The organism is Pseudomonas sp. NBRC 111123 (genome assembly GCF_001320205.1).
In the GTDB taxonomy this organism is placed as follows: Bacteria; Pseudomonadota; Gammaproteobacteria; order Pseudomonadales; family Pseudomonadaceae; genus Aquipseudomonas; species Aquipseudomonas putida_J.
Window position 1 is genome coordinate 36,554 of sequence record NZ_BCAZ01000039.1, and the last position, 20,327, is coordinate 56,880.

Sequence of the window (20,327 nt, forward strand, 5' to 3'; positions counted from 1 at the left end):
CCCTGCCCGGATGTTCTGATGCTTGCCCCCAACCGCCTGCCCTCACTTGGCCTTGGCCTGTCACTGTTGATCAGCGCCAGCCTGGCCAGCGCCACCAGCACCACACTTCCCGAGCTTTCGGTAACTGCAGAAAGCGAGCGCGAAGAAGACAACCCACAGGTCAAAGAGGTCAGCACCGCGACCCGTACGTCAACGCCGGTGCGCTATGTGCCGCAAGCCATCGACACAGTGAAGACAGCCAACGTACTGGACTACGGCAGCAATACACTGGGTAAGGCGCTGGAAGGCATTCCCAACGTCAGCAGCGGTGCCGATACGCGCTTTGACAGCGTACGTATTCGTGGCTTCGAGGCCAGCAACGACTTTTATCTGGACGGCATCCGCGACGACAGCCAGTACATTCGCGACCTGCATAACATCGAGCGGGTCGAAGTACTCAAAGGGCCGGCAGCCGTGCTGTATGGCCGTGGCAGCCAGGGCGGCATCGTCAACCGGGTGAGCAAGGCACCGGAGCAAGGGCGGCGCTCGTCGATCGAAGCCCAGGGTGGCAGTGAAGACCTGCGCAGCCTGTACGCCGACCTCAGTACCGACCCGACCGACAACATCAGCCTGCGCCTGAACATGGGCAACCAGGACAACAACAGTTTCCGCGATGGCATCGACGGTAGCCGGCAGCTGTTCGCGCCGTCGATGAGCTGGCAGCTTTCACCCGACCTCAACTGGCTGGTGCAGTACGAATACAGCCGCTACAACCGCACGCCTGACCGTGGCATTCCCGGTGTCGACGGGCGCCCGGCGGATGTCGGCCGCAGCACCACCTACGGCGACACCCAGCGCGACTACATCGACGACCGTGCGCAGTCGTTGCGTTCTCGCCTGAACTACCAGCTCAACGATGCCTGGCAACTGCGCCACACCCTGGGCCTGTTCAAGCTCGACAGCGAGTTCGACAACACCTACCTGACGGGCTACAACGCCAGAACCAGGACGGTTACCCGCCAGCGCTGGCAGCAAGACCTGACCACCCGCAACCTGTTCAACAACCTGGAAGCCGAAGGTGATTTCGCCACCCTTGGCCTGGAGCACAAACTGTTGATCGGGCTGGAGTTCGGCAATCAGCGCCGTGACCCGACGCTGTATACCGCCGCACCGGTCTCGGCCGGTGGCAGCCCGGTGCCCAGCCTCGATGTATACCACCCCGACCGCAGCCTGCAGCACACTGGCCGTATGGTGGTGTCGAGCGACAACCACACCGTGGTCGACAGCCGCGGGCTCTACCTGCAAGACCAGATCCGCCTGAATGACCAATGGCAATTGCTGGCCGGGGTGCGTTTCGACCAGTTCGAGGTGCAGACCACCAACAAGGTCCGCAACCTGTCCGAGAAGCAAGACAGCAATACCACCAGCCCGCGGCTGGGCGTGGTTTACACACCGTGGCGTGATCACGCCTTCTATGCCTCGTGGAGCAAGACATTCTCGCCCGTCGGCGGTGGTCTGATCGGCATTACCCCCGGCGCACCGGGCAACACCAACGACACCCGCCCCGAGCTGACCCGCCAGAAAGAGATCGGGCTGAAGAGCGACTGGCTGGACGAACGCCTGAGCACCACCCTCGCCATTTATGAACTGGAACTCTACAACCGCCGTACACGCGACCCGAACAACCCGGAGATCACCCTGCTCAGCGGCCTGCAGCGCTCACGCGGCATCGAACTGACGGCCACCGGCAATGTCGTCGGCAACTGGTACGTACGCGGCGGCATTGGCTTGCAGGACGCCACCATCGTCAAGGACAACAACGGCCAGGAAGGCAATCGCATCAACGATGTGGCAAAACGCAACGCCAGCCTGTTCGTGACCTGGAAACCCGAACTGGGCTGGTATGCCGAGACTGGGCTGACGCTGGTTGGCGAACGCTATGCCGACAACCAGAACACCACGGTATTGCCAGGCTATGGCCGTTGGGATGCGCTGGCGGGGTTCCGTACCCATGACTGGGATGTGCGGGCAGCGCTGAGCAACATCACCGACAAGACCTACTACAGCTCGGCGACCAGCGCCGCGCAGATCCAGGTCGGCGACCCGCGCAGCCTGGTGGTGACCGGTACCTACAGTTTCTGATCAGCTTTTGGCTCCGTGCACAAACGAAAACGCCACCGCATTTGCGGTGGCGTTTTCATGGGGTGGGCTCCTGCCCTGGTCAGTGCCAGACCCCCAGCAGCGCATCCAGCTCAGCATCGCTGATCAGCCCTTGAGGATAGCGGCCGTCAAGCAGACGTCGTGGGTCGGTCGTCCTGACCCGTTTGCCTCCATGGTGTTTCAACCACTGCGCCAGAACCTTGAGCGAATGATGATTGACTGCCGATGGGCGCAAAGCCGTCTCACTTGCTGCGTTCATGTCCACACGTACTCCCTGGGCCCGTGAGCGGCTAATTTACGTCGTGATTGTTACAGTACGGAGAGCCCGGCCTGCTTGGGTAACTCGCTGAAAACAATACAAAACGTATGCCATCCAGGCTTCCGGATGTCGTCGGAGCAAAAAAAAGCCCGTCATCTGACGGGCTTCTTCATGGGGCAGGTATCAGCGCTTGACCGGTGCCGGCTGCTGCTGGGTCAGGCAATGGATGTTGCCACCGCCAAGCAGCAGTTCACGACCCGGGATCATCACCACTTCGTGGTCCGGGAAGACTTTAGCCAGAATCGCTCTGGCCTGCGCATCTGCCGGGTCATCGAAGCTCGGTGCGATGATGCCGCCATTGACGATCAGGAAGTTCACATAGGAACCGGCCAGGCGCACCGACGGGTCGCGCTCCTGGCTGCCGGCCACCTGATCGACACCGGCGCATTCTTCTTCAGTGGCGAACAACGGGCCGGGGATCGGCATCTTGTGCACCACAAACTGGCGGCCTTTGGCATCACGGGTGTTTTTCAGCACCTCGTAGGCGGCGTGGCAACGGGCGTAGTTGGGGTCGTTGGAATCATCGGTCCAGGCCAGTAACACTTCGCCCGGGCTGACGTAACAGCAGAAGTTGTCGACGTGGCCGTCGGTTTCGTCGTTGTACAGGCCATCGGGCAACCAGACGATGGTTTCCACCGCCAACTGCTCGCGCAGGATCTCTTCGATCTGCTCGCGGTTCAGGTGTGGGTTGCGGTTGCGGTTGAGCAGGCACTCTTCGGTAGTGATCAGGGTGCCTTCGCCATCGACGTGGATCGAACCGCCTTCAAGCACAAAACCTTCGGTGTGGTAGCGCTGGCAGCGCTCCATTTCCAGCACCTTGGCCGCCAGTTCCTCATCCCGATTCCAGGGTGCATACAGGCCACCGTCGAAACCGCCCCAGGCGTTGAAGCCCCAGTCCACGCCACGCACTTCACCGTGGTCGTTGATCACGAAGGTCGGGCCGGTGTCGCGCACCCAGGCATCGTCGTTGCTGATTTCAACCACACGAATGTTCGGCAGGTCGAGCTGGCGACGGGCGTTTTCGTACTGGCCGGCGGAAACGGCTACGGTCACCGGCTCGAAGCGGGCGATGGCCTTGGCCAGGGTGACATGCGCTGCCTGGGCCGGCTTACCGCCAAGGCGCCAGTTGTCCGAACGCTCTGGCCAGACCATCCAGACCTGGCTTTGCGGGGCCCATTCGGCGGGCATGTGGAAACCGTCGGCACGGGGGGTGGAGTTGAGGGTCTTCATGGGTAACCTCTGCAAAGGCACTAGGCCGATGGTCGATGGATAGCAAGTGAATGTGACAGTTCCGGCGGTGCGTGATGCCCGTCGCGATTGGCTAATTTATAACCGATAGATATCGACTTTAGAAGCCTTTTTAACAATAGAGCCTCTACAAAACTCTAATTTTTATCGATATAGATCGACAAGCGGTCAAGCAAGGTCAATCCACCCTCGACGTTCGATATAATCGCTTGGCGCAAGCTGCATCAGGGTGCCAAAAAGCCTCAAGATGAAACCTGTTTCATCTTCAACCTTGGGAAACCGTGCTTGTGGCCGATAACCCGGTGCGAAGATGAAATCAACAGGTGGGCTCGTGCTGGCTCACCGCCAGCCGATCTAGGCTCAGTTGGCCAAGGCGGCGGACTTAGAGCGGACCTTTCAAGGTCGGACCATCAGCACACTGACCGAAGAATCTCCATGAACATCATAGCGACCGAGATACCCGACGTAGTCATCATCGAACCGAAGGTCTTCGGCGACAGCCGTGGCTTCTTCTTCGAAAGCTTCAATGCCCGCGAATTCAAGAAACAGACCGGGTTCGACGGCCACTTTGTCCAGGACAACCATTCGCGCTCACAGCGCGGCGTGCTGCGCGGCCTGCACTACCAGATCGACAACCCTCAGGGGAAACTGGTGCGCGTGGTGCAGGGCGAAGTGCTGGACGTGGCGGTGGACATCCGCCGCAGTTCGCCTTACTTCGGACGCTGGGTGGCCCGGCGCCTGACCGCCACTGACCACCTGCAGTTCTGGATCCCGCCCGGGTTCGCCCACGGCTTCCTGGTGCTAAGCGAATCGGCCGACTTCCTGTACAAGACCACCGACTACTACAACCCTGCCGCGGAGCGCTCGATCCGCTGGGACGACCCTGACCTGGCCATCGACTGGGGCGTCGAGAACCCGACCCTGTCGGCCAAGGACCAAGCGGCCGTGCTGTTGAAAGACGCGGACCTGTTCCCATGAAAATCCTCGTCTGTGGCCACAATGGCCAAGTCGCCCAGGCACTCCAGGCGCAGTTGAGCGGGCTCGGCGAAGTACATGTGCTTGGTCGCGATCAACTGAACCTGGCTTGCGCCGAGGCGCTGCGCGAGCCGCTACGGCGCCTGGCCCCGCAGCTGATCATCAACGCTGCCGCCCACACTGCGGTGGACCAGGCCGAAAGCGAACCTGACCTGGCCTTCGCGATCAACGCAGAAGGCCCGCGGGTTCTGGCCGAAGAGGCGGTGCGCCTGGGGGCGCCGCTGATTCACTACTCCACCGACTATGTCTTCGATGGTGAAAAGGCCTTGCCCTACACCGAGCTCGACCACCCCAACCCACTGGGTGTCTACGGCCGCAGCAAACTGGCCGGGGAGCAGGCCATAGCCGCCGTGGATGGCGAGCACCTGATTCTGCGTACCAGCTGGGTCTATTCGCTGTACGGGCGCAACTTCCTGCTGACCATGCAACGCCTGCTGCAGGAAAAACCGCAGCTGCGCGTGGTCAACGACCAGATCGGCGCGCCCACCTGGGCCACGACCATCGCCATCGCCACCCGCGAACTGATCGAGCGCTGGCAAGCCGGGCAGCGCGGCGCCTGGGGCACCTACCACCTGGCCGCCCAGGGCGAAACGTCCTGGTTCGGCTTCGCCCAGGCTATTGGCGAACAGCTCAAGGCGCGCGGCCTGCCCTGCGCCGAGCTGCTGCCGATTCCTTCCAGCGAGTACCCGACCCCGGCGCGTCGCCCGGCCAACTCACGCCTGGACTGCTCGCGCCTGGCCCGTGAGTGGGACGTACACCTGCCGCACTGGCAGCAAGCGCTGATCGACTGCCTCAAGTAGCGCATAATTGCGCCAGACCCATCTGGCGCATTTACGCGATGATTGCAAAACCCACGCCCCCTCGCCGTCCCCGCTGGCGCAGCCTGGCCCTGTTGGCCCTGTGCCTGACACCCCTGCTGTGGCCACTGCACCATCTGGCCGAGCGCTACTACCAGGACGAGTTGGCCTCGCAGAACCGCCAGACCCTCGACCTGTACGTCGCCAACCTGCTGGGCACCCTGCACCGCTACGAAACCTTGCCGCAGATCCTCGGCGACCTGCCGGCGCTGCGCGGCGTGCTGGCCGATCCGTTCCGCCTCGAGGCGGTGACCAACGCCAACCGCCTGCTCAAGGACATCGTCCACCAGACGGGCGCTGAAGTGATGTACCTGATGGACATCAGCGGCAATACCTTGGCTGCCTCCAACTGGGACAAGCAGGACAGCTTCGTCGGCCGCAATTTCTCCTTCCGCCCGTATTTCAACGAAGCGATGGCCGGGCACCTGGGGCGCTTCTTCGGCCAGGGCACCACCTCGGCCAAGCGCGGCTACTTCTTCGCCGCCGCCGTGCGCGACCGCGAGCGCATCGTTGGCGTGCTGGTGGTCAAGGTCGACCTGGACCACACCGAAACCCTTTGGGGCCGTACCCCCGAGCAACTGCTGCTGACCGACCACAATGGCGTGGTGATCCTCACCTCACGCCCCGACTGGCGTTTTCGCGCCACCCGCGCGCTGACCGAAGCCGAGCGCCAGGCGATCATCGCCATCCAGCCCTACCCGACCCAGGCCCCTCAGCCCCTGGTGCTCAACCAGGACGCCTGGCTCACCCAGACCCGCGACATCAAGGAAACCGGCTGGCAGGTAAGCATCCTCGCCCCCCGCCTGCTGGTCGACCGCTCGGTGCAGACGGTAATGGCCATCGGCGCCGGCGCACTGCTGGTGCTGATACTGTTCGCTGGCCTGGTGATGCAGCGGCGGCGCCATTACATCGACCGCATCGACTTCGAAGCTCGCGGCCGTCAAGAGCTGGAATCTCGCGTGGCCGAGCGGACCGCCGCCCTCGAAGGCCTCAACACCCGGCTGAAAAGCGCCGTACTGGAGCGCGAGAACGCTCAGCAGGAGCTGGTGCGCGCCCAGGACGAACTGGTCCAGGCCGGCAAGCTGTCGGTACTCGGCACCATGTCGGCGAGCATCAGCCACGAGCTCAACCAACCCCTGGCGGCGATTCGCAGCTACGCGGAAAACGCCGAAATCCTGCTCGACCACCAGCGCACCGAGGACGCCCGCGGCAACCTCAAGCTGATCGGCGAACTGACCGGGCGCATGGCCTCGATCATCGCCCACCTGCGCGCCTTCGCCCGCCGCGACCGCCACGCGCCGGAAAGCGTTGCCCTGCAACCGGCACTGGATGACGCCCTGGCCCTGCTGGCCAAGCGCCGCCGGGCCATGGCCGTGGAGCTGATCCGCGACCTGCCCGAGGCCACGCTGTGGGTGCAGGCCGGCGAAACCCGCCTGCGCCAGGTGCTCGGCAACCTGCTGGCCAACGCCCTCGACGCCCTGACCGAAAAGGCCAACCCTCGGCGCCTGTGGCTGAGTGCCGAACAGCGCGATGACTACGTCTACCTGTACATTCGTGACAACGGCCCGGGCTTCAGCCGCCAGGCCATGGAGCACGCCAAGGAGCCGTTCTTCACCACCAAGACCCGGACCCAAGGCCTGGGCCTGGGGTTGGCCATCTGCGAAAGCCTGATGCGCGCCCTGGGCGGTGAACTGCTGCTGGCCAACCACCCCGAAGGTGGCGCCCTGCTCACCCTGCAACTGCGCGTGGCCGCACCCGGCGCTACCTTGCCCACTTCGGAGGACCCCTCGGCATGACGACCGAGCCTTACATCGACAGCCAGGCCCAGGTGATCCTGGTCGATGACGACCCACACCTGCGCCAGGCCCTGAGCCAGACCCTCGACCTGGCCGGGCTCAAGGTGGTCGCCCTGGCTGACGCCCAAGGCCTGGCCGAGCGCATCGAGCCCGATTGGCCGGGCGTGGTGGTCAGCGATATCCGCATGCCAGGCATCGACGGCCTGCAGCTGCTGGAGCAGTTGCACGGCCGCGACAGTGAACTGCCGGTGCTGCTGATCACCGGCCACGGCGATGTACCGCTGGCGGTGCAGGCCATGCGCGCGGGCGCTTACGATTTCCTGGAGAAGCCCTTTGCCAGCGACGCCCTGCTCGACAGCGTGCGCCGGGCTCTGGCCTTGCGCCGCCTGGTACTGGACAACCGCAGCCTGCGCCTGGCCCTGAGTGACCGCCAGCAACTGGCCACCCGGCTGGTCGGCCACTCCTCGTCGATGCAGCGCCTGCGTGAGCAGATCGGCGCCCTGGCGGGCACCCGCGCCGACGTCCTGATCCTTGGTGAAACCGGTGCCGGCAAAGAGGTGGTCGCCCGCGCCCTGCACGACCTGTCCAGCCGCCGCGCAGGCCCGTTCGTGGCCATCAATGCCGGCGCACTGGCCGAGTCGGTGGTCGAAAGCGAGCTGTTCGGTCACGAACCAGGTGCCTTCACCGGTGCGCAAAAGCGCCGTATCGGCAAGTTCGAGTTCGCCAACGGCGGCACGCTGTTCCTCGACGAGATCGAGAGCATGAGCCTGGACGTGCAGGTGAAGCTGCTGCGCCTGCTGCAGGAGCGGGTGGTCGAGCGCCTCGGTGGCAACCAGCTTATCCCGCTGGATATCCGCGTCATCGCGGCCACCAAAGAAGACCTGCGTACCTCCGCCGATCAGGGCCGCTTCCGCGCCGACCTCTACTACCGCCTGAACGTGGCGCCGCTGCGCATCCCGCCCTTGCGCGAACGCGGCGACGACATCCTGGTGTTGTTCCAGCACTTCGCCGATGGCGCCAGCCAGCGCCATGGCCTGCCACCCCACAGCCTGCAACCTGCCCAGCGGGCCATGCTGCTGCGCCATGACTGGCCAGGCAACGTGCGCGAACTGCAGAACGCCGCCGAACGCTTTGCCCTGGGCCTGGAACTGGCCCTCGATGGCCAGGCACCGGCGGCGGCTGCCACCGCGGCGCCGACCCTGCCGGGCAATCTCAGCGAGCAGGTTGAACAGTTCGAACGCTCACTGATCACTGCCGAACTGGCCCAGCCCCACAGCTCCATGCGCAGCCTCGCCGAAGCCCTCGGCATCCCGCGCAAGACCCTGCACGACAAGCTGCGCAAGCACGGCCTGCATTTCGAAGGCGGTAGCAGCGGCAGTGACGACCACGAGGAAAATCGCCCATGAGTTCCGATAGCCAATACCTGCAGTCCGTGCTGCACGGCGACATTCCACTGACCCGTGAAATGGGCCTGGAGGTCATCGATTGGCAAGCCCAGACCCTGCGCCTGCAACTGCCGCTGGCAGCCAACGTCAACCACAAGAGCACCATGTTCGGTGGCAGCCTGTACTGCGCCGCGGTGCTGGTGGGTTGGGGCTGGCTACACCTGCGCCTGCGCGAACTGGGCATCGATGACGGGCATATCGTCATCCAGGAAGGCCAGATCAGCTATCCGCTGCCGGTAACCGGCGCAGCGGTGGCGCGCTGCGCTGCACCGGAGGAAAAGACCTGGGAGCGGTTCCTGACGATGTACCAGCGCCGTGGTCGGGCCCGGCTGACGCTGGCGACCACGGTCAGCAATGCCGGCAGTGATGAACCCGCCGTCACCTTCAGCGGGCAGTACGTGCTTCATCGCTGACAAAGCTGACGCGCCCCTGCCCTGTGGGAGCGGGCTTGCCCGCGAAGCAGGCACCGCGGAGGATGGCACCGGCTTCGCCGGTGTTCGCGGGCAAGCCCGCTCCCACAAAGGGCGAGCGAGCTTCAGATCAGATCAAATCAAGGAATGCCTGGCGCCAGGCAGCGTTTGCAGGCAAGGCCAGGAAGAACGGATTGAGCAACGATTCACGCGCCGGGTAGCGGAACGGCTGGCCATCCACCTCGACCACCTCGCCACCGGCACCTTCCAGTACACCCTGCGCCGCCGCCGTGTCCCATTGCGAAGTCGGCGCCAGGCGCGGGTAGCAGTCGGCGCTGCCTTCGGCCAGCAGGCAGAACTTCAGCGAGCTGCCGATATTCGCCAGCTCCAGTTCACCCACAGCAGCACCCAGGCCAGCCAGCAGCGCTTCCTGCTGCGGGCTGGAATGACGACGGCTGGCCACCACGGTGAAACGGCCACCGGCAGGCGGGGCATTACGCACGTGAACAGGCGTTGCCTCAGCAGCCCCTTCGGAGCGCCAGGCACCCAGGCCACGGCCGCCGAAATAACAGCGCCCGTTGGTCGGCATCGAAACCACGCCAAACACCACTTCGCCGTTCTCGACCAGCGCGATGTTGACGGTAAATTCCTCGCTGCCGGCGATGAATTCCTTGGTGCCGTCGAGCGGGTCGACCAGCCACCAGCGGCTCCAGCCCTGGCGCTCGGCCAGCGGAATATTACAGTCTTCTTCGGAAAGCACCGGAATCTGCGGCGCCAACGCCAGCAAGCCATCGGCAATGACCCGATGTGCAGCCAGGTCGGCGGCCGTCACCGGCGAATCATCGGCCTTGTTGGTCACGGCCACGTCGGCCCGCCAGAACGGCATGATGGCCTCGCCCGCCAGCTGCGCGAGCTTGACCACTTCGTGCATCAGTTGTTGGTCGTTCATGCTTCGAGCAGCCCCCGCTGGATCAGCAGGTCGCGGGCCAGGTACAGCGCCGCCAGCGCCCGCCCCTCGCTGAACTGTGGGTGCATGGCCAAGGCCGCAAGCTCGCGCAAGTTGACCTTGTCGACCCGCATGGGCTCTGGCTCATCACCCTCCAGGCGCTCCTCGTAGAGGTCGCTGGCCAGCACCACCTGGATCTTCTGGCTCATGTAGCCAGGTGACAGCGACAGCTCGGTCAAGTGCTCCAGCTGGCGAGCGCCAAAGCCGGCTTCTTCCTTGAGCTCACGGTCGGCGGCGGCCAGCACGTCTTCACCCGGCTCGATCAGGCCTTTGGGCAACGACAGCTCGTATTCGTCGGTGCCGCCGCAGTATTCCTCCACCAGCACCGCGTGCTCGGCGTCGAGCATGGCCACGATCATCACCGCGCCGTAGCCATTGCCACGGCCAACCAGGCGCTCATAGGTGCGTTCGTTGCCATTGCTGAAGCGCAGTTGCACGGCCTCGACCCGGAACAGGCGGCTGCTGGCGACGATTTCGCGGCTGAGGACGGTGGGTTTCTGGCGCATGGGGCGGCTCCTTGGCGTGAACGCGTTACTATACCGTGGCTAGCCGACTGAACGAGAGTTTCCCATGCCTGTTCTTCCCTGGTCCGCCATCGATACCGTCCTGCTGGACATGGACGGCACCTTGCTCGACCTGCACTACGACAACCGTTTCTGGCTCGACCACCTGCCCCAGCGCTACGCCGAGCTGCACGGGGTGAGCCGGGCCATGGCGGAACTGGAGCTGCAGCCACTGTTCGAGCGCAACGCCGGCACCCTCAACTGGTATTGCCTGGACTTCTGGAGCCGCGAGCTGAAACTGCCGATTCGCGACCTCAAGCGCGAAATCGCCGACCTGATCGCCCTGCGGCCCGATGCCGATACCTTCCTGGCGGCCATCCGCAAGGCGGGCAAGCGCGTGGTGATGATCACCAATGCCCACCGCGATTCACTGTCGCTGAAGTTGGAGCGGGTGGAACTGGCACCGTATTTCGAGCGGCTGATCAGTTCGCACGATTACGGTTTTCCAAAAGAGAACCCGCAGTTCTGGGATGCCTTGCAGGCGGATATTGGCTTCGATCCCCAGCGCAGCCTGTTCATCGACGACACCCTGGCCATCCTGCGCAGTGCGCGGCGGTTTGGCGTAGGGTATCTGCTGGCGGTGCGCCAGCCGGACAGCAAGGCGCAGCCACGCGATACCGAGGAGTTCGCGGCGGTCGAGGATTACCGGGCGTTATTGGTTGGCCTGTGAGGGCCCTTCGCGGATAAATCCGCTCCTACAGCGATTCGCAATCTCCTGTAAGAGCGGATTTATCCGCGATTGGGCCGGACCAGGCAGCAGAGATCAGTCTGGAATACGCAGCACCTGCCCCGGATAGATCTTGTCCGGGTGCTTGAGCATCGGCTTGTTGGCCTCGAAAATCTTGTTGTAATCGGCCTTGCCATACGCGACCACCGCAATCGCCGACAGCGTGTCACCCTTCTTCACGGTAACGAACCTTGCCGCCGCCACGACCGGCCCGGTCACTTTGATCTGATCGTCGACGCTGGCCACCCCTTCGATGTTGCCTGCAGCAAGAATGATCTTCTCTTTCTCCTCCTGGCTGGCCACCTCGCCCTTGAGAATGACCTTGTCACCCTCTACAGTGGCCGAGATGTTCGGGTTGCCCAGGCCGACACTTTCCACGTGTTTCTTCAGCTGCTCTTCGGCATTGGCGTTGCCGGGAGTCAGCAGGTCGATCAACTTCTCGCCGGCTTCCTTCACGAAACTGAACAGGCTCATGACGTGCTCCTTGTTGACGTTAACCTCGGAGCAAGGAGTCTAGGCCAGGATTGCCCCGCCCGCCCCACTGTGACCAATCGACGCGGTCTATCAAGGCATAGACCCTAGCGATTAGACGCGACCGGCCCACAAGCCTAGGCTTGGTGATATCAAACAGCCGCCGGTAGTCAGCCTCCGATGCAAAGCAAACCTCCGGTCTGCGCGGCCTCCATGCCCCTGGCCTTGCCCGCCGCCAGCAACACTTACGACTACGTCCAGCTCAGCGACGGCGAGCGCGCCTGCACGCCGCTGGCCGAAGAAGTCGCCCTGGCCATTGCCTACAACGGCCTTAACCAGGCGGTGATGCTGGTCAGCCCCACCGATCTGGAGGACTTCGCGGTCGGCTTCAGCGTGGGCAGCGGCATCGTCGAAGGCACGGCCGAGATTTATGACCTGAAACTTTCCGGCAGCGGCTCGGCGATGTATGCCGACCTTGAGATCTCCAGCCGTGCATTCTGGAACCTGAAGAACCAGCGCCGCCAGTTGGCCGGTACCAGCGGTTGCGGCCTGTGCGGGGTGGAAGCCCTAGAGCAGGCGCTGCCGGAACTGACCGCATTGCCTGGCGCACCGCTGCCCCCGGCGCAATGGCTGGCGGGCCTGCGCGAGCGTATCGATGCGTTCACCCCGCTGGGCCAGCACTGCGGTGCCGTACACGCTGCCTTGTTCATGAACGCCCAAGGCGAATTGCTGATGGGCCGCGAAGATATCGGCCGGCACAACGCACTCGACAAGCTGATCGGCGCCCTGCTGCGCCAAGGCATCAGCACCGAGGGCGGCCTGGCCATCGTCACCAGCCGCTGCAGCCTGGAGCTGATCCAGAAAGTGCTGCGCGCCGGCATCCAGACACTGGTCAGCCTTTCGGCGCCCACCGGCCTTGCCCTGCAATGGGCGCGCAAGCACAACCTCAACCTCATCCATCTGCCCAAACACAGTGCACCGCGGGTCTACAGCCCAGCGGCGGAGTCGTAACAGTCGTGACCTCGTACCAGCAACTTCCGGACAACGCCCCAGCCTCCACCCCTCGCTACCAGCCCTACCACGGCCCCGCCGGCGGCTGGGGCGCGCTGCGCAGCGTGGCCAAGGCCTGGGTCGGCAGCGACAACGCGCTGAAGAACATCCGCGCCTTGCTCAAGACCAACCAGAACGGCGGCTTCGACTGCCCTGGCTGCGCCTGGGGCGATTCGCCCGAGAGCGGCATGGTCAAGTTCTGCGAGAACGGCGCCAAGGCGGTCAACTGGGAGGCCACCAAACGCCGCGTCGATGCGGCGTTCTTCGCTCGCTATAGCGTCAGCGCATTGCTGCAGCAGAGTGACTACTGGCTTGAGTATCAGGGCCGCCTGACCGAGCCGATGGTCTACGACCCTCAAAGCGATCGCTACCAGCCGATCGCCTGGGAGGCCGCCTACGCCCTGATCGCCCGTGAGCTGAACAAGCTGGCCAGCCCTGACCAGGCCGAGTTCTACACCTCGGGCCGTGCCAGCAACGAAGCAGCCTACCTGTATCAGCTGTTCGTGCGCGCCTACGGCACCAACAACTTCCCCGACTGCTCGAACATGTGCCACGAAGCCAGCGGCGTGGCCCTGGGCCAGAGCGTGGGGGTCGGCAAGGGCACCGTCACGTATGACGACTTCGAGCACGCCGATGCGATCTTCGTCTGGGGCCAAAACCCCGGCACCAACCACCCACGCATGCTCGACCCCCTGCGCGACGCGGTGAAACGTGGCGCCCAGGTGGTCTGCGTCAACCCGCTCAAGGAACGTGGCCTGGAGCGTTTCCAGCACCCGCAGAACCCGCTGGAGATGCTGACCAACAGTGACCGCCCGACCAACACGGCGTTCTTCCGCCCGGCGCTGGGCGGCGACATGGCAATGCTGCGCGGCATGGCCAAGTTCGTCCTGCAATGGGAGCGCGAAGCGCAGGCCAAGGGCGAGCCGGCGGTGTTCGACCATGTATTCATCGCCGAGCATGGCCATGGGGTGGAGGCTTACCTGGCAGCGGTAGACGCCACCTCGTGGGAACACATTCAGGAGCAATCCGGCCTGACACTGGCCGACATCGAACTGGCTGCACGCATGTACTGCCGCGGCAAGCGGGTGATCATGTGCTGGGCGATGGGCATCACCCAGCACCGCCATTCGGTGCCGACCATCCAGGAAATCGTCAACCTGCAGATGCTGCGCGGCAACATTGGCGCCCCGGGTGCCGGCCTGTGCCCGGTACGTGGCCACAGCAACGTTCAGGGCGACCGCACCATGGGCATCAACGAGCGCCCGCCGGTGGCCCTGCTCGATGCCATCGAAAAGCGCTTCAACTTCCCGGTGCCACGGCACAACGGCCACAACACCGTCGAGGCGATCCACGCCATGCTCGAAGGCCGTGCGAAAGTCTTCATCGGCCTTGGCGGCAACTTCGCCCAGGCGACCCCGGATACCGAACGTACCGCCCAGGCCCTGCGCAACTGCGAACTGACCGTGCATATCAGTACCAAACTCAACCGCAGCCACCTGATCCACGGCAAGCAGGCACTGATCCTGCCGTGCCTGGGCCGCACCGACATCGACCTTCAGGCTGATGGGCCGCAGGCAGTCACCGTGGAAGACTCGTTCAGCATGGTCCATGCCTCCAATGGCCAGCTCAAGCCGCTGTCGACCCAGATGCGCTCGGAACCTGCCGTGGTTGCTGGTATCGCGGCCGCCACCTTGGGCAAGCAACCGGTGGACTGGCACTGGCTGGTGGCTGATTACGCTCGCATCCGCGACCTGATCGGCGACACCATTGCCGGGTTTGCCGACTTCAACCAGCGCCTGGCCCACCCGGGCGGTTTCTACCTGGGTAACAGCGCCGCCAGCCGCCAGTGGAAAACCACCACTGGCCGCGCCAACTTCAAGGCCAACCTGCTGCCCGACACCCTGATCGACGAACGCGTGCGCGCCAGCGGCCAGTTGCCAGACCTGATCATGCAGTCGATGCGCTCCCACGATCAGTACAACACCACCATCTATGGTTTGGATGACCGCTACCGCGGTGTGCGCGGCCAGCGCGAGGTGCTGTTCGCCAACGAGGCCGACATCATCCGCCTGGGCTTCCAGCCGGGCCAGAAGGTCGACATCGTCTCGTTGTGGGGCGATGAACATGTGCGCCGCGTGCATGGTTTCACATTACTGGCATTCGATATCCCTGCCGGGCAGGCAGCGGCGTACTATCCGGAAGTGAACCCGCTGATTCCGCTGGAAAGCATCGGCGACGGCAGCCATACGCCGACATCCAAATTCGTTGCCATCAAGCTGGAACGAGCGCGCGACGATGGCCGAATCCTGTAAGTAGAGGTACCCCGGCAAAAACGAAAAAAGCCCTGAACCGCGAGGTCCAGGGCTTTGTCACAATAAGCTCTGACAAGCGAAAATCTATAAAGTTTCAGTGCAAATACAGCAACTTAGAGAATTGTGTACAACTCGTGTTACTCGTCGGATTTTCGTTGCCAGCCGCCCTTCATAGCCTCAAATTCGCCCTCGTCATCCCTCTGAGGCTCTCTTGATGAAGAAGTACTCCTCGATTCTGTTGTTGTCTTTCAGCTTGCTCAGCGGCGTTGCCATGGCCGGTGGCAATACCGAGGCCGGCATTGGCGGCGCATTGGGTGGGGTACTCGGCTCCGTAGTGGGCAACTCCATCGGTGGTAGCACTGGCGGTGCCATTGGCGCAGGCCTGGGCGGCGCGGCGGGCGGTGCCCTGGGTGCCGACAAGCGCCAGCGTGGTGAGGCTGCCATTGGTGGCGCACTGGGCGCTGCAGGCGGTAACGTGGTCGGTCGCTCGGTGGGCGGCACCACCGGTAGCTACATTGGTGCGGCCGCAGGTGGCGGTGCCGGTGGTGCGCTGGGTAACTACATGGGCAACAAGGCCGATGAAGACGAGCGCCATGACGACCGCCGCTACCGTCGTGACTACGATGACCGTCGCCACTACGACCGTGGCCACCACTACGGCCACCGCAAGCACAAGCGCCACTGGCGCGACTGATACCCGAGGCTCAGCCCACGGGTAAAAACAGCCCTGCCCTTACCGGCAGGGCTTTTTCATGCCTGCGGATCGAGCTGCAGTCCAGTCAGGATCACCTGCAACGCCTCAGGCAGTGGCACTGGGCTGCCACTGGCGCGCTCGATGAACACCTGCACCACCGTCCCCGCAGCGCACGCATCGGCCTCCCCTGGCCGGTAAAGCGCCAGGCGGTACTCCACCGTACTGCCTGCCAGCCGTGTCACCCCCAGCCCCACCTCCAGCACATCCGGGAAGCCCGGCAAGGCGAAGAAGTCTGCCGCCGAGCTCACCACGAAGGCCGCCAGTTCGCCATCGCGCAGGTCCAAATCCGCCTGTTCCATGAGGAAGGCCTGGATAGCGGTTTCGAAGAAGCCATGCACGGTGGCGCCAGCGATGTGGCCGTTGACGTCGTTGTCCTGGGGGCGGGTGAGGATCGGGTGGAAGTGGGAGAAGGCCGTGCGGTGGGGAGATTCGCTCATCTTTTAGTCCCGTGTCTTGGAAGTGGATGCAGACAGTGAAACAGAAATTCCAGAGACGTGTCGTTTGGGCAGGCCCTTTCGCGGCTAAAGCCGCTCCCACAGGGACAGCGGTGATCTGTAGGAGCGGCTTTAGCCGCGAAGAGGACGGCACAGGCAGCCGAAAACAAAAAAGCCGCCCCAAGGGGCGGCTTTCTCGTTACGACCGGCGTCAGTTTACAGCTGTGGGCCAGCAGCCTTGATGGCGTCGGAAACTTCGAACTTCTTGAAGTTTTCGATGAACAGCTTGGCCAGGCCTTGAGCGGCCTCGTCGTAGGCCGCTTTGTCAGCCCAGGTAGCGCGTGGGTTGAGCAGCTCGGTATCGACGCCCGGAACGGCCTTCGGCACGTCCAGGTTGATGATGTCCAGGTGCTCGGTTTCAGCGCCGACCAGAGCACCGCTCTGGATGGCAGCGATCACGCCACGGGTGGTCGGGATGCTGAAGCGCTTGCCAACGCCGTAGCCACCGCCGGTCCAGCCGGTGTTGACCAGGTAGACCTTGGAGCCGAAAGCGTTGATACGCTTGATCAGCAGCTCGGCGTATTCGCCAGCCGGGCGCGGGAAGAATGGTGCGCCGAAGCAGGTGGAGAAGGTCGACTTGATGCCGCCGCCCGAACCCATTTCGGTGGAACCGACCAGCGCGGTGTAGCCGGACAGGAAGTGGTAGGCCGCCTGCTCGTTGTTCAGGATCGAAACCGGAGGCAGAACACCGGTCAGGTCGCAGGTCAGGAAGATGACTGCGTTCGGCTCGCCACCCAGGTTGGCTTCGGCGCGCTTGGCGACGTGCTCCAGCGGGTAGGCGGCGCGGCTGTTCTGGGTCAGGCTGACATCGGCGTAGTCGGCGTGCTTGTTGGCGTCGAGAACGACGTTTTCCAGCACGGCACCATGCTTGATGGCTTTCCAGATGACCGGCTCGTTCTTCTCGGACAGGTCGATGCACTTGGCGTAGCAGCCGCCTTCCATGTTGAAGACAACGCCTTCGCCCCAACCGTGCTCGTCGTCACCGATCAGGTAACGGCTTTCGTCGGCCGACAGGGTGGTCTTGCCGGTGCCGGACAGGCCGAAGAACAGGGTCACATCGCCTTCTTCGCCAATGTTGGCAGCGCAGTGCATTGGCAGCACGTCGGCGGCCGGCAGCAGGAAGTTCTGCACCGAGAACATGGCTTTCTTCATTTCGCCGGCGTAGCGCATGCCAGCGATCAGCACTTTCTTGGCGGCGAAGTTGATGATCACGCAACCGTCGGAGTTGGTGCCGTCACGCTCAGGCTCGCACACGAAGTTGGCGACGTTGAGGATCTGCCACTGGTCGCGGCCAGCCGGGTTGAACTGCTCAGGGTTGATGAACAGGCAACGGCCGAACAGGTTCTGCCAGGCAGTCTGGGTGGTCATCTTCACCGGCAGGTAGTGCTCGGCAGCGGCCCCTACGTGAACGTAGGAAACGAAGTGATCCTGAGCGTTGTTGAACGCCTCGACGCGGTCCCACAGGGCATCGAACTTGTCGGCCGGGAACTTGCGGTTGATCGGGCCCCAGGCGATGGCGGCCTGGGTGGAAGGTTCTTCGACGATGAAACGGTCAGCCGGCGAGCGGCCAGTACGGTGGCCAGTTTCGACGACCAGTGCGCCAGTATCGGCTAGCACGCCTTCACCGCGTTGCAGCGCTTCTTTTACCAGCTCATCGACGCTCAGGTCGGTGTACACGGTGTTGTTGGCTTGCGTCATGAGATACCCCATCCGGCCCGAGGCCGAGTGCTCCAAACGTTTTGTAGTTGTCTCGAAAAAACTACTACAGCGAAAAAAGTGGCCGGATTATGCCAGAAACGCCCAAAAAAAGTAGGCCCCTCCTGTCAGAACCGCGCTTTCGCGCAATTCGACAGGAGATTCTCCTGAAATTAAACGTTTCAGTGGCGAGTTTCTGACGCCGCATCCGTGCCGCCGCCGGCAAACAGCTGCGCCACATCGCTGGCATCGAAGAAATAGCGCTGGTTACAGAACTGGCAATCGATTTCTACCGTACCACCGCACTCCACGACCAGCGCCTTGGCATCGTGCTCGCCCAAACTGACCAGCGCATTGCCGGAACGTTCGCGCGAGCAGCTGCACTTGAAGCGCAGCGGCTGGATGTCGAACAGGCGTACCGCGTCTTCGTGATAAAGGCGGTGCAGCAGGGTTTCGTTGTCTTCCGACCACTCTTCAGGCTTGAGCGTCTTGGCCAGGGCAATGACGTGCTGCCAGCTGTCTTCGCGCTCTTCATCGTCCGGCTGGCGGTCGCGTGGCAGCTGCTGCAGCAGCAGGCCACGGGCCTTGCCGCCTTCGGCGTTGAGCCAGAAACGGGTATTGAGCTGCTGCGACTGAACGAAGTAGTTGGTGAAGCACTCCGACAGGTTGGCACCGTCCAGGTCGACAGTGCCCTGGTAGCGCTGGCCTTTGACCGGGTCGATGGTCAGGGTCAGGTGACCGTCGGGCATCAACTGCTCTAGAGTGGCACCGGCCGGGATCTGCTCCGCTTCGTAGCGGGCCATGCCCCGGATGTCGCGCTCGCCCGAGCACTCGACCATCAGCAGCGGGATCGGCCCTTCGGAACGCGCCTGCAGAATCAGCAGGCCGTCGAACTTCAGCGCGCCCACCAGCAAGGCGGTGGCAGCCATCAGTTCGCCAAGCAGTGCCTGCACCGGCTGCGGGTACTCGTGACGCGCCAGCACCGCGGCGTAGCTGTCATCGAGAGACACCCACTCGCCGCGCACATCGCGCTCGTCGAAGATGAAACGTTGGGTGAAATCTGTATCTGGCAAGTCGCTCATGGTTGTCTGGCTATCTGAAAATGATGACAAAATAATTACCGGGATTTGAAAGTCCCGTCGCAGAGCGCCCGCAAGGCACTCATTTACTGCTGGAGATCGAGGTATTTTATGGACAATCGACCACTGTTCCAAGCAAGGTGGTCCTGGGGACCCTTGGCAGCCTGCACGTTGCTGCCCATTGCCCTACTGTGTTTCTGGTTATGGCCCATTGGCCAGATCCTGTGCCTGACTTTCGACGAATGGTTATTCCACAGCCTGAATGGGCCATTGGCCGACCATACGGCCTGGCGCTACATCTGGACCGTCGGCAGCCTTCGCCCCTTCGATATCGTCGTCGGCCTGATCTTGCTGGCCGTGCTGATTCGGGGCAACTGGGTGTTCAGGGCCAGCCAGGTTCGCGAAGCCTTCTTTGGCTTTCTGGTCACGCTGCTCCTATTAGTGGTGATTCGCGCGCTGTTTTCCAAGTGGGTGGATGCAATGGGCTGGCAACATGACAGCCCATCGATGGTATTCGACAACGTGGTGCACCTCAGCAGCTACTACCCGAACCTGGAAAAGGCCTGGGAACTCAAGGACCGGTCCAGCAACAGCTTCCCTGGCGACCACGCCTCGGTGCTGCTCATCTGGGCATTGTTCATGAGCCTGTTCAGCCGCCGCCTGGTGCAACACCTGGTGGTCTGGGGCCTGGCATTTCTGTTCATGATGCCGCGGCTGGTGGCCGGGGCGCACTGGGGGCAGGACGATTACATCGGCGGCCTGCTGATGGCGGTGCTGGCGTTGGGCTGGAGTTGCCATACGCCCTTGGCGGCCAAGGGCAGTGCCTTGCTGCTGCGCTGGACGGCACCGTTGTTTGCCATTGCGAAGAAGGTGCCGTTGGTCGGACGGTTGGCGGTCATCCGCTAGAGCCCAGGGGCTGCTTTGCAG

General features: G+C 63.3%; 19 protein-coding genes. 11 read left to right on the forward strand and 8 right to left on the reverse strand.

Annotated features, from left to right (window positions below):
* Positions 1-18: 18 nt before the first annotated feature.
* Entirely contained in the window at positions 19-2,121 is a 2,103-nt protein-coding gene (locus tag APH27_RS18920; protein WP_060485625.1) for a TonB-dependent siderophore receptor, read from the forward strand.
* Between the two features lie 79 nt (positions 2,122-2,200).
* Here the strand turns inward: APH27_RS18920 and APH27_RS26095 are convergent, their stop codons facing one another.
* Entirely contained in the window at positions 2,201-2,398 is a 198-nt protein-coding gene (locus APH27_RS26095; protein ID WP_081784253.1) for a hypothetical protein, read from the reverse strand.
* Between the two features lie 183 nt (positions 2,399-2,581).
* Positions 2,582-3,688, reverse strand: coding sequence for an agmatine deiminase (aguA, locus tag APH27_RS18925; RefSeq protein ID WP_027917597.1), 1,107 nt, complete (start codon positions 3,686-3,688; stop codon positions 2,582-2,584).
* Positions 3,689-4,141: 453 nt separating this feature from the next.
* Here aguA and rfbC point away from each other — a divergent pair, with 453 nt between their 5' ends.
* From rfbC to APH27_RS18950, 5 genes are read left to right on the forward strand one after another with little or no spacing between them, the layout of a single operon-like run.
* Positions 4,142-4,684, forward strand: a complete 543-nt coding sequence (rfbC, locus tag APH27_RS18930) for a dTDP-4-dehydrorhamnose 3,5-epimerase (protein ID WP_060485626.1) — start codon at positions 4,142-4,144, stop codon at positions 4,682-4,684.
* On the forward strand, positions 4,681-5,541 hold the full coding sequence (gene rfbD, locus APH27_RS18935; protein WP_060485627.1) for a dTDP-4-dehydrorhamnose reductase: 861 nt from the start codon (positions 4,681-4,683) through the stop codon (positions 5,539-5,541). Before rfbC ends, rfbD begins: the two co-directional genes overlap by 4 nt.
* Positions 5,542-5,579: 38 nt before the next feature.
* Complete coding sequence (locus APH27_RS18940) at positions 5,580-7,394, forward strand: ATP-binding protein (protein WP_027917600.1); 1,815 nt, start codon at positions 5,580-5,582, stop codon at positions 7,392-7,394.
* The gene (locus APH27_RS18945) at positions 7,391-8,800 is read left to right on the forward strand and encodes a sigma-54 dependent transcriptional regulator (protein ID WP_060485628.1); all 1,410 of its coding nucleotides are present in this window, start codon (positions 7,391-7,393) and stop codon (positions 8,798-8,800) included. The genes APH27_RS18940 and APH27_RS18945 overlap by 4 nt, the downstream gene beginning before the upstream one ends.
* Positions 8,797-9,252: a YiiD C-terminal domain-containing protein gene (locus APH27_RS18950; RefSeq protein ID WP_027917602.1), complete on the forward strand. Its 456-nt coding sequence runs from the start codon at positions 8,797-8,799 to the stop codon at positions 9,250-9,252. The genes APH27_RS18945 and APH27_RS18950 overlap by 4 nt, the downstream gene beginning before the upstream one ends.
* Positions 9,253-9,379: 127 nt before the next feature.
* Here APH27_RS18950 and cysQ read toward each other — a convergent pair whose 3' ends face one another.
* Both cysQ and nudE read right to left on the reverse strand, forming a co-directional pair.
* Entirely contained in the window at positions 9,380-10,198 is an 819-nt protein-coding gene (gene cysQ, locus APH27_RS18955; protein WP_027917603.1) for a 3'(2'),5'-bisphosphate nucleotidase CysQ, read from the reverse strand.
* Positions 10,195-10,761, reverse strand: coding sequence for an ADP compounds hydrolase NudE (gene nudE / locus APH27_RS18960; protein WP_027917604.1), 567 nt, complete (start codon positions 10,759-10,761; stop codon positions 10,195-10,197). The genes cysQ and nudE overlap by 4 nt, the downstream gene beginning before the upstream one ends.
* A gap of 64 nt (positions 10,762-10,825) precedes the next feature.
* Here nudE and yrfG point away from each other — a divergent pair, with 64 nt between their 5' ends.
* Positions 10,826-11,488: a GMP/IMP nucleotidase gene (gene yrfG / locus APH27_RS18965; RefSeq protein ID WP_060485629.1), complete on the forward strand. Its 663-nt coding sequence runs from the start codon at positions 10,826-10,828 to the stop codon at positions 11,486-11,488.
* 93 nt (positions 11,489-11,581) lie between these two features.
* Here yrfG and lysM read toward each other — a convergent pair whose 3' ends face one another.
* Entirely contained in the window at positions 11,582-12,019 is a 438-nt protein-coding gene (gene lysM, locus APH27_RS18970) for a peptidoglycan-binding protein LysM (protein ID WP_060485630.1), read from the reverse strand.
* 177 nt (positions 12,020-12,196) lie between these two features.
* Here lysM and fdhD point away from each other — a divergent pair, with 177 nt between their 5' ends.
* From fdhD to APH27_RS18985, 3 genes are all read left to right on the forward strand, one after another.
* Entirely contained in the window at positions 12,197-13,027 is an 831-nt protein-coding gene (fdhD, locus tag APH27_RS18975; RefSeq protein ID WP_027917607.1) for a formate dehydrogenase accessory sulfurtransferase FdhD, read from the forward strand.
* A gap of 5 nt (positions 13,028-13,032) precedes the next feature.
* On the forward strand, positions 13,033-15,378 hold the full coding sequence (locus tag APH27_RS18980; RefSeq protein WP_060485631.1) for an FdhF/YdeP family oxidoreductase: 2,346 nt from the start codon (positions 13,033-13,035) through the stop codon (positions 15,376-15,378).
* A gap of 214 nt (positions 15,379-15,592) precedes the next feature.
* Positions 15,593-16,072, forward strand: a complete 480-nt coding sequence (locus tag APH27_RS18985) for a glycine zipper domain-containing protein (protein ID WP_027917609.1) — start codon at positions 15,593-15,595, stop codon at positions 16,070-16,072.
* Between the two features lie 56 nt (positions 16,073-16,128).
* On the opposite strand, the gene APH27_RS18990 is transcribed toward APH27_RS18985, so the two are convergent.
* The 3 genes from APH27_RS18990 to hslO form a co-directional block, all read right to left on the reverse strand.
* On the reverse strand, positions 16,129-16,569 hold the full coding sequence (locus APH27_RS18990; RefSeq protein ID WP_060485632.1) for a thioesterase family protein: 441 nt from the start codon (positions 16,567-16,569) through the stop codon (positions 16,129-16,131).
* A gap of 213 nt (positions 16,570-16,782) precedes the next feature.
* On the reverse strand, positions 16,783-18,324 hold the full coding sequence (locus APH27_RS18995; protein ID WP_027917611.1) for a phosphoenolpyruvate carboxykinase: 1,542 nt from the start codon (positions 18,322-18,324) through the stop codon (positions 16,783-16,785).
* A 179-nt stretch (positions 18,325-18,503) separates the two neighbouring features.
* Positions 18,504-19,403, reverse strand: coding sequence for an Hsp33 family molecular chaperone HslO (hslO, locus tag APH27_RS19000; protein ID WP_027917612.1), 900 nt, complete (start codon positions 19,401-19,403; stop codon positions 18,504-18,506).
* A gap of 108 nt (positions 19,404-19,511) precedes the next feature.
* Between hslO and APH27_RS19005 the strand changes: the two genes are divergently transcribed.
* Entirely contained in the window at positions 19,512-20,306 is a 795-nt protein-coding gene (locus APH27_RS19005) for a phosphatase PAP2 family protein (RefSeq protein WP_027917613.1), read from the forward strand.
* Positions 20,307-20,327: the final 21 nt, after the last annotated feature.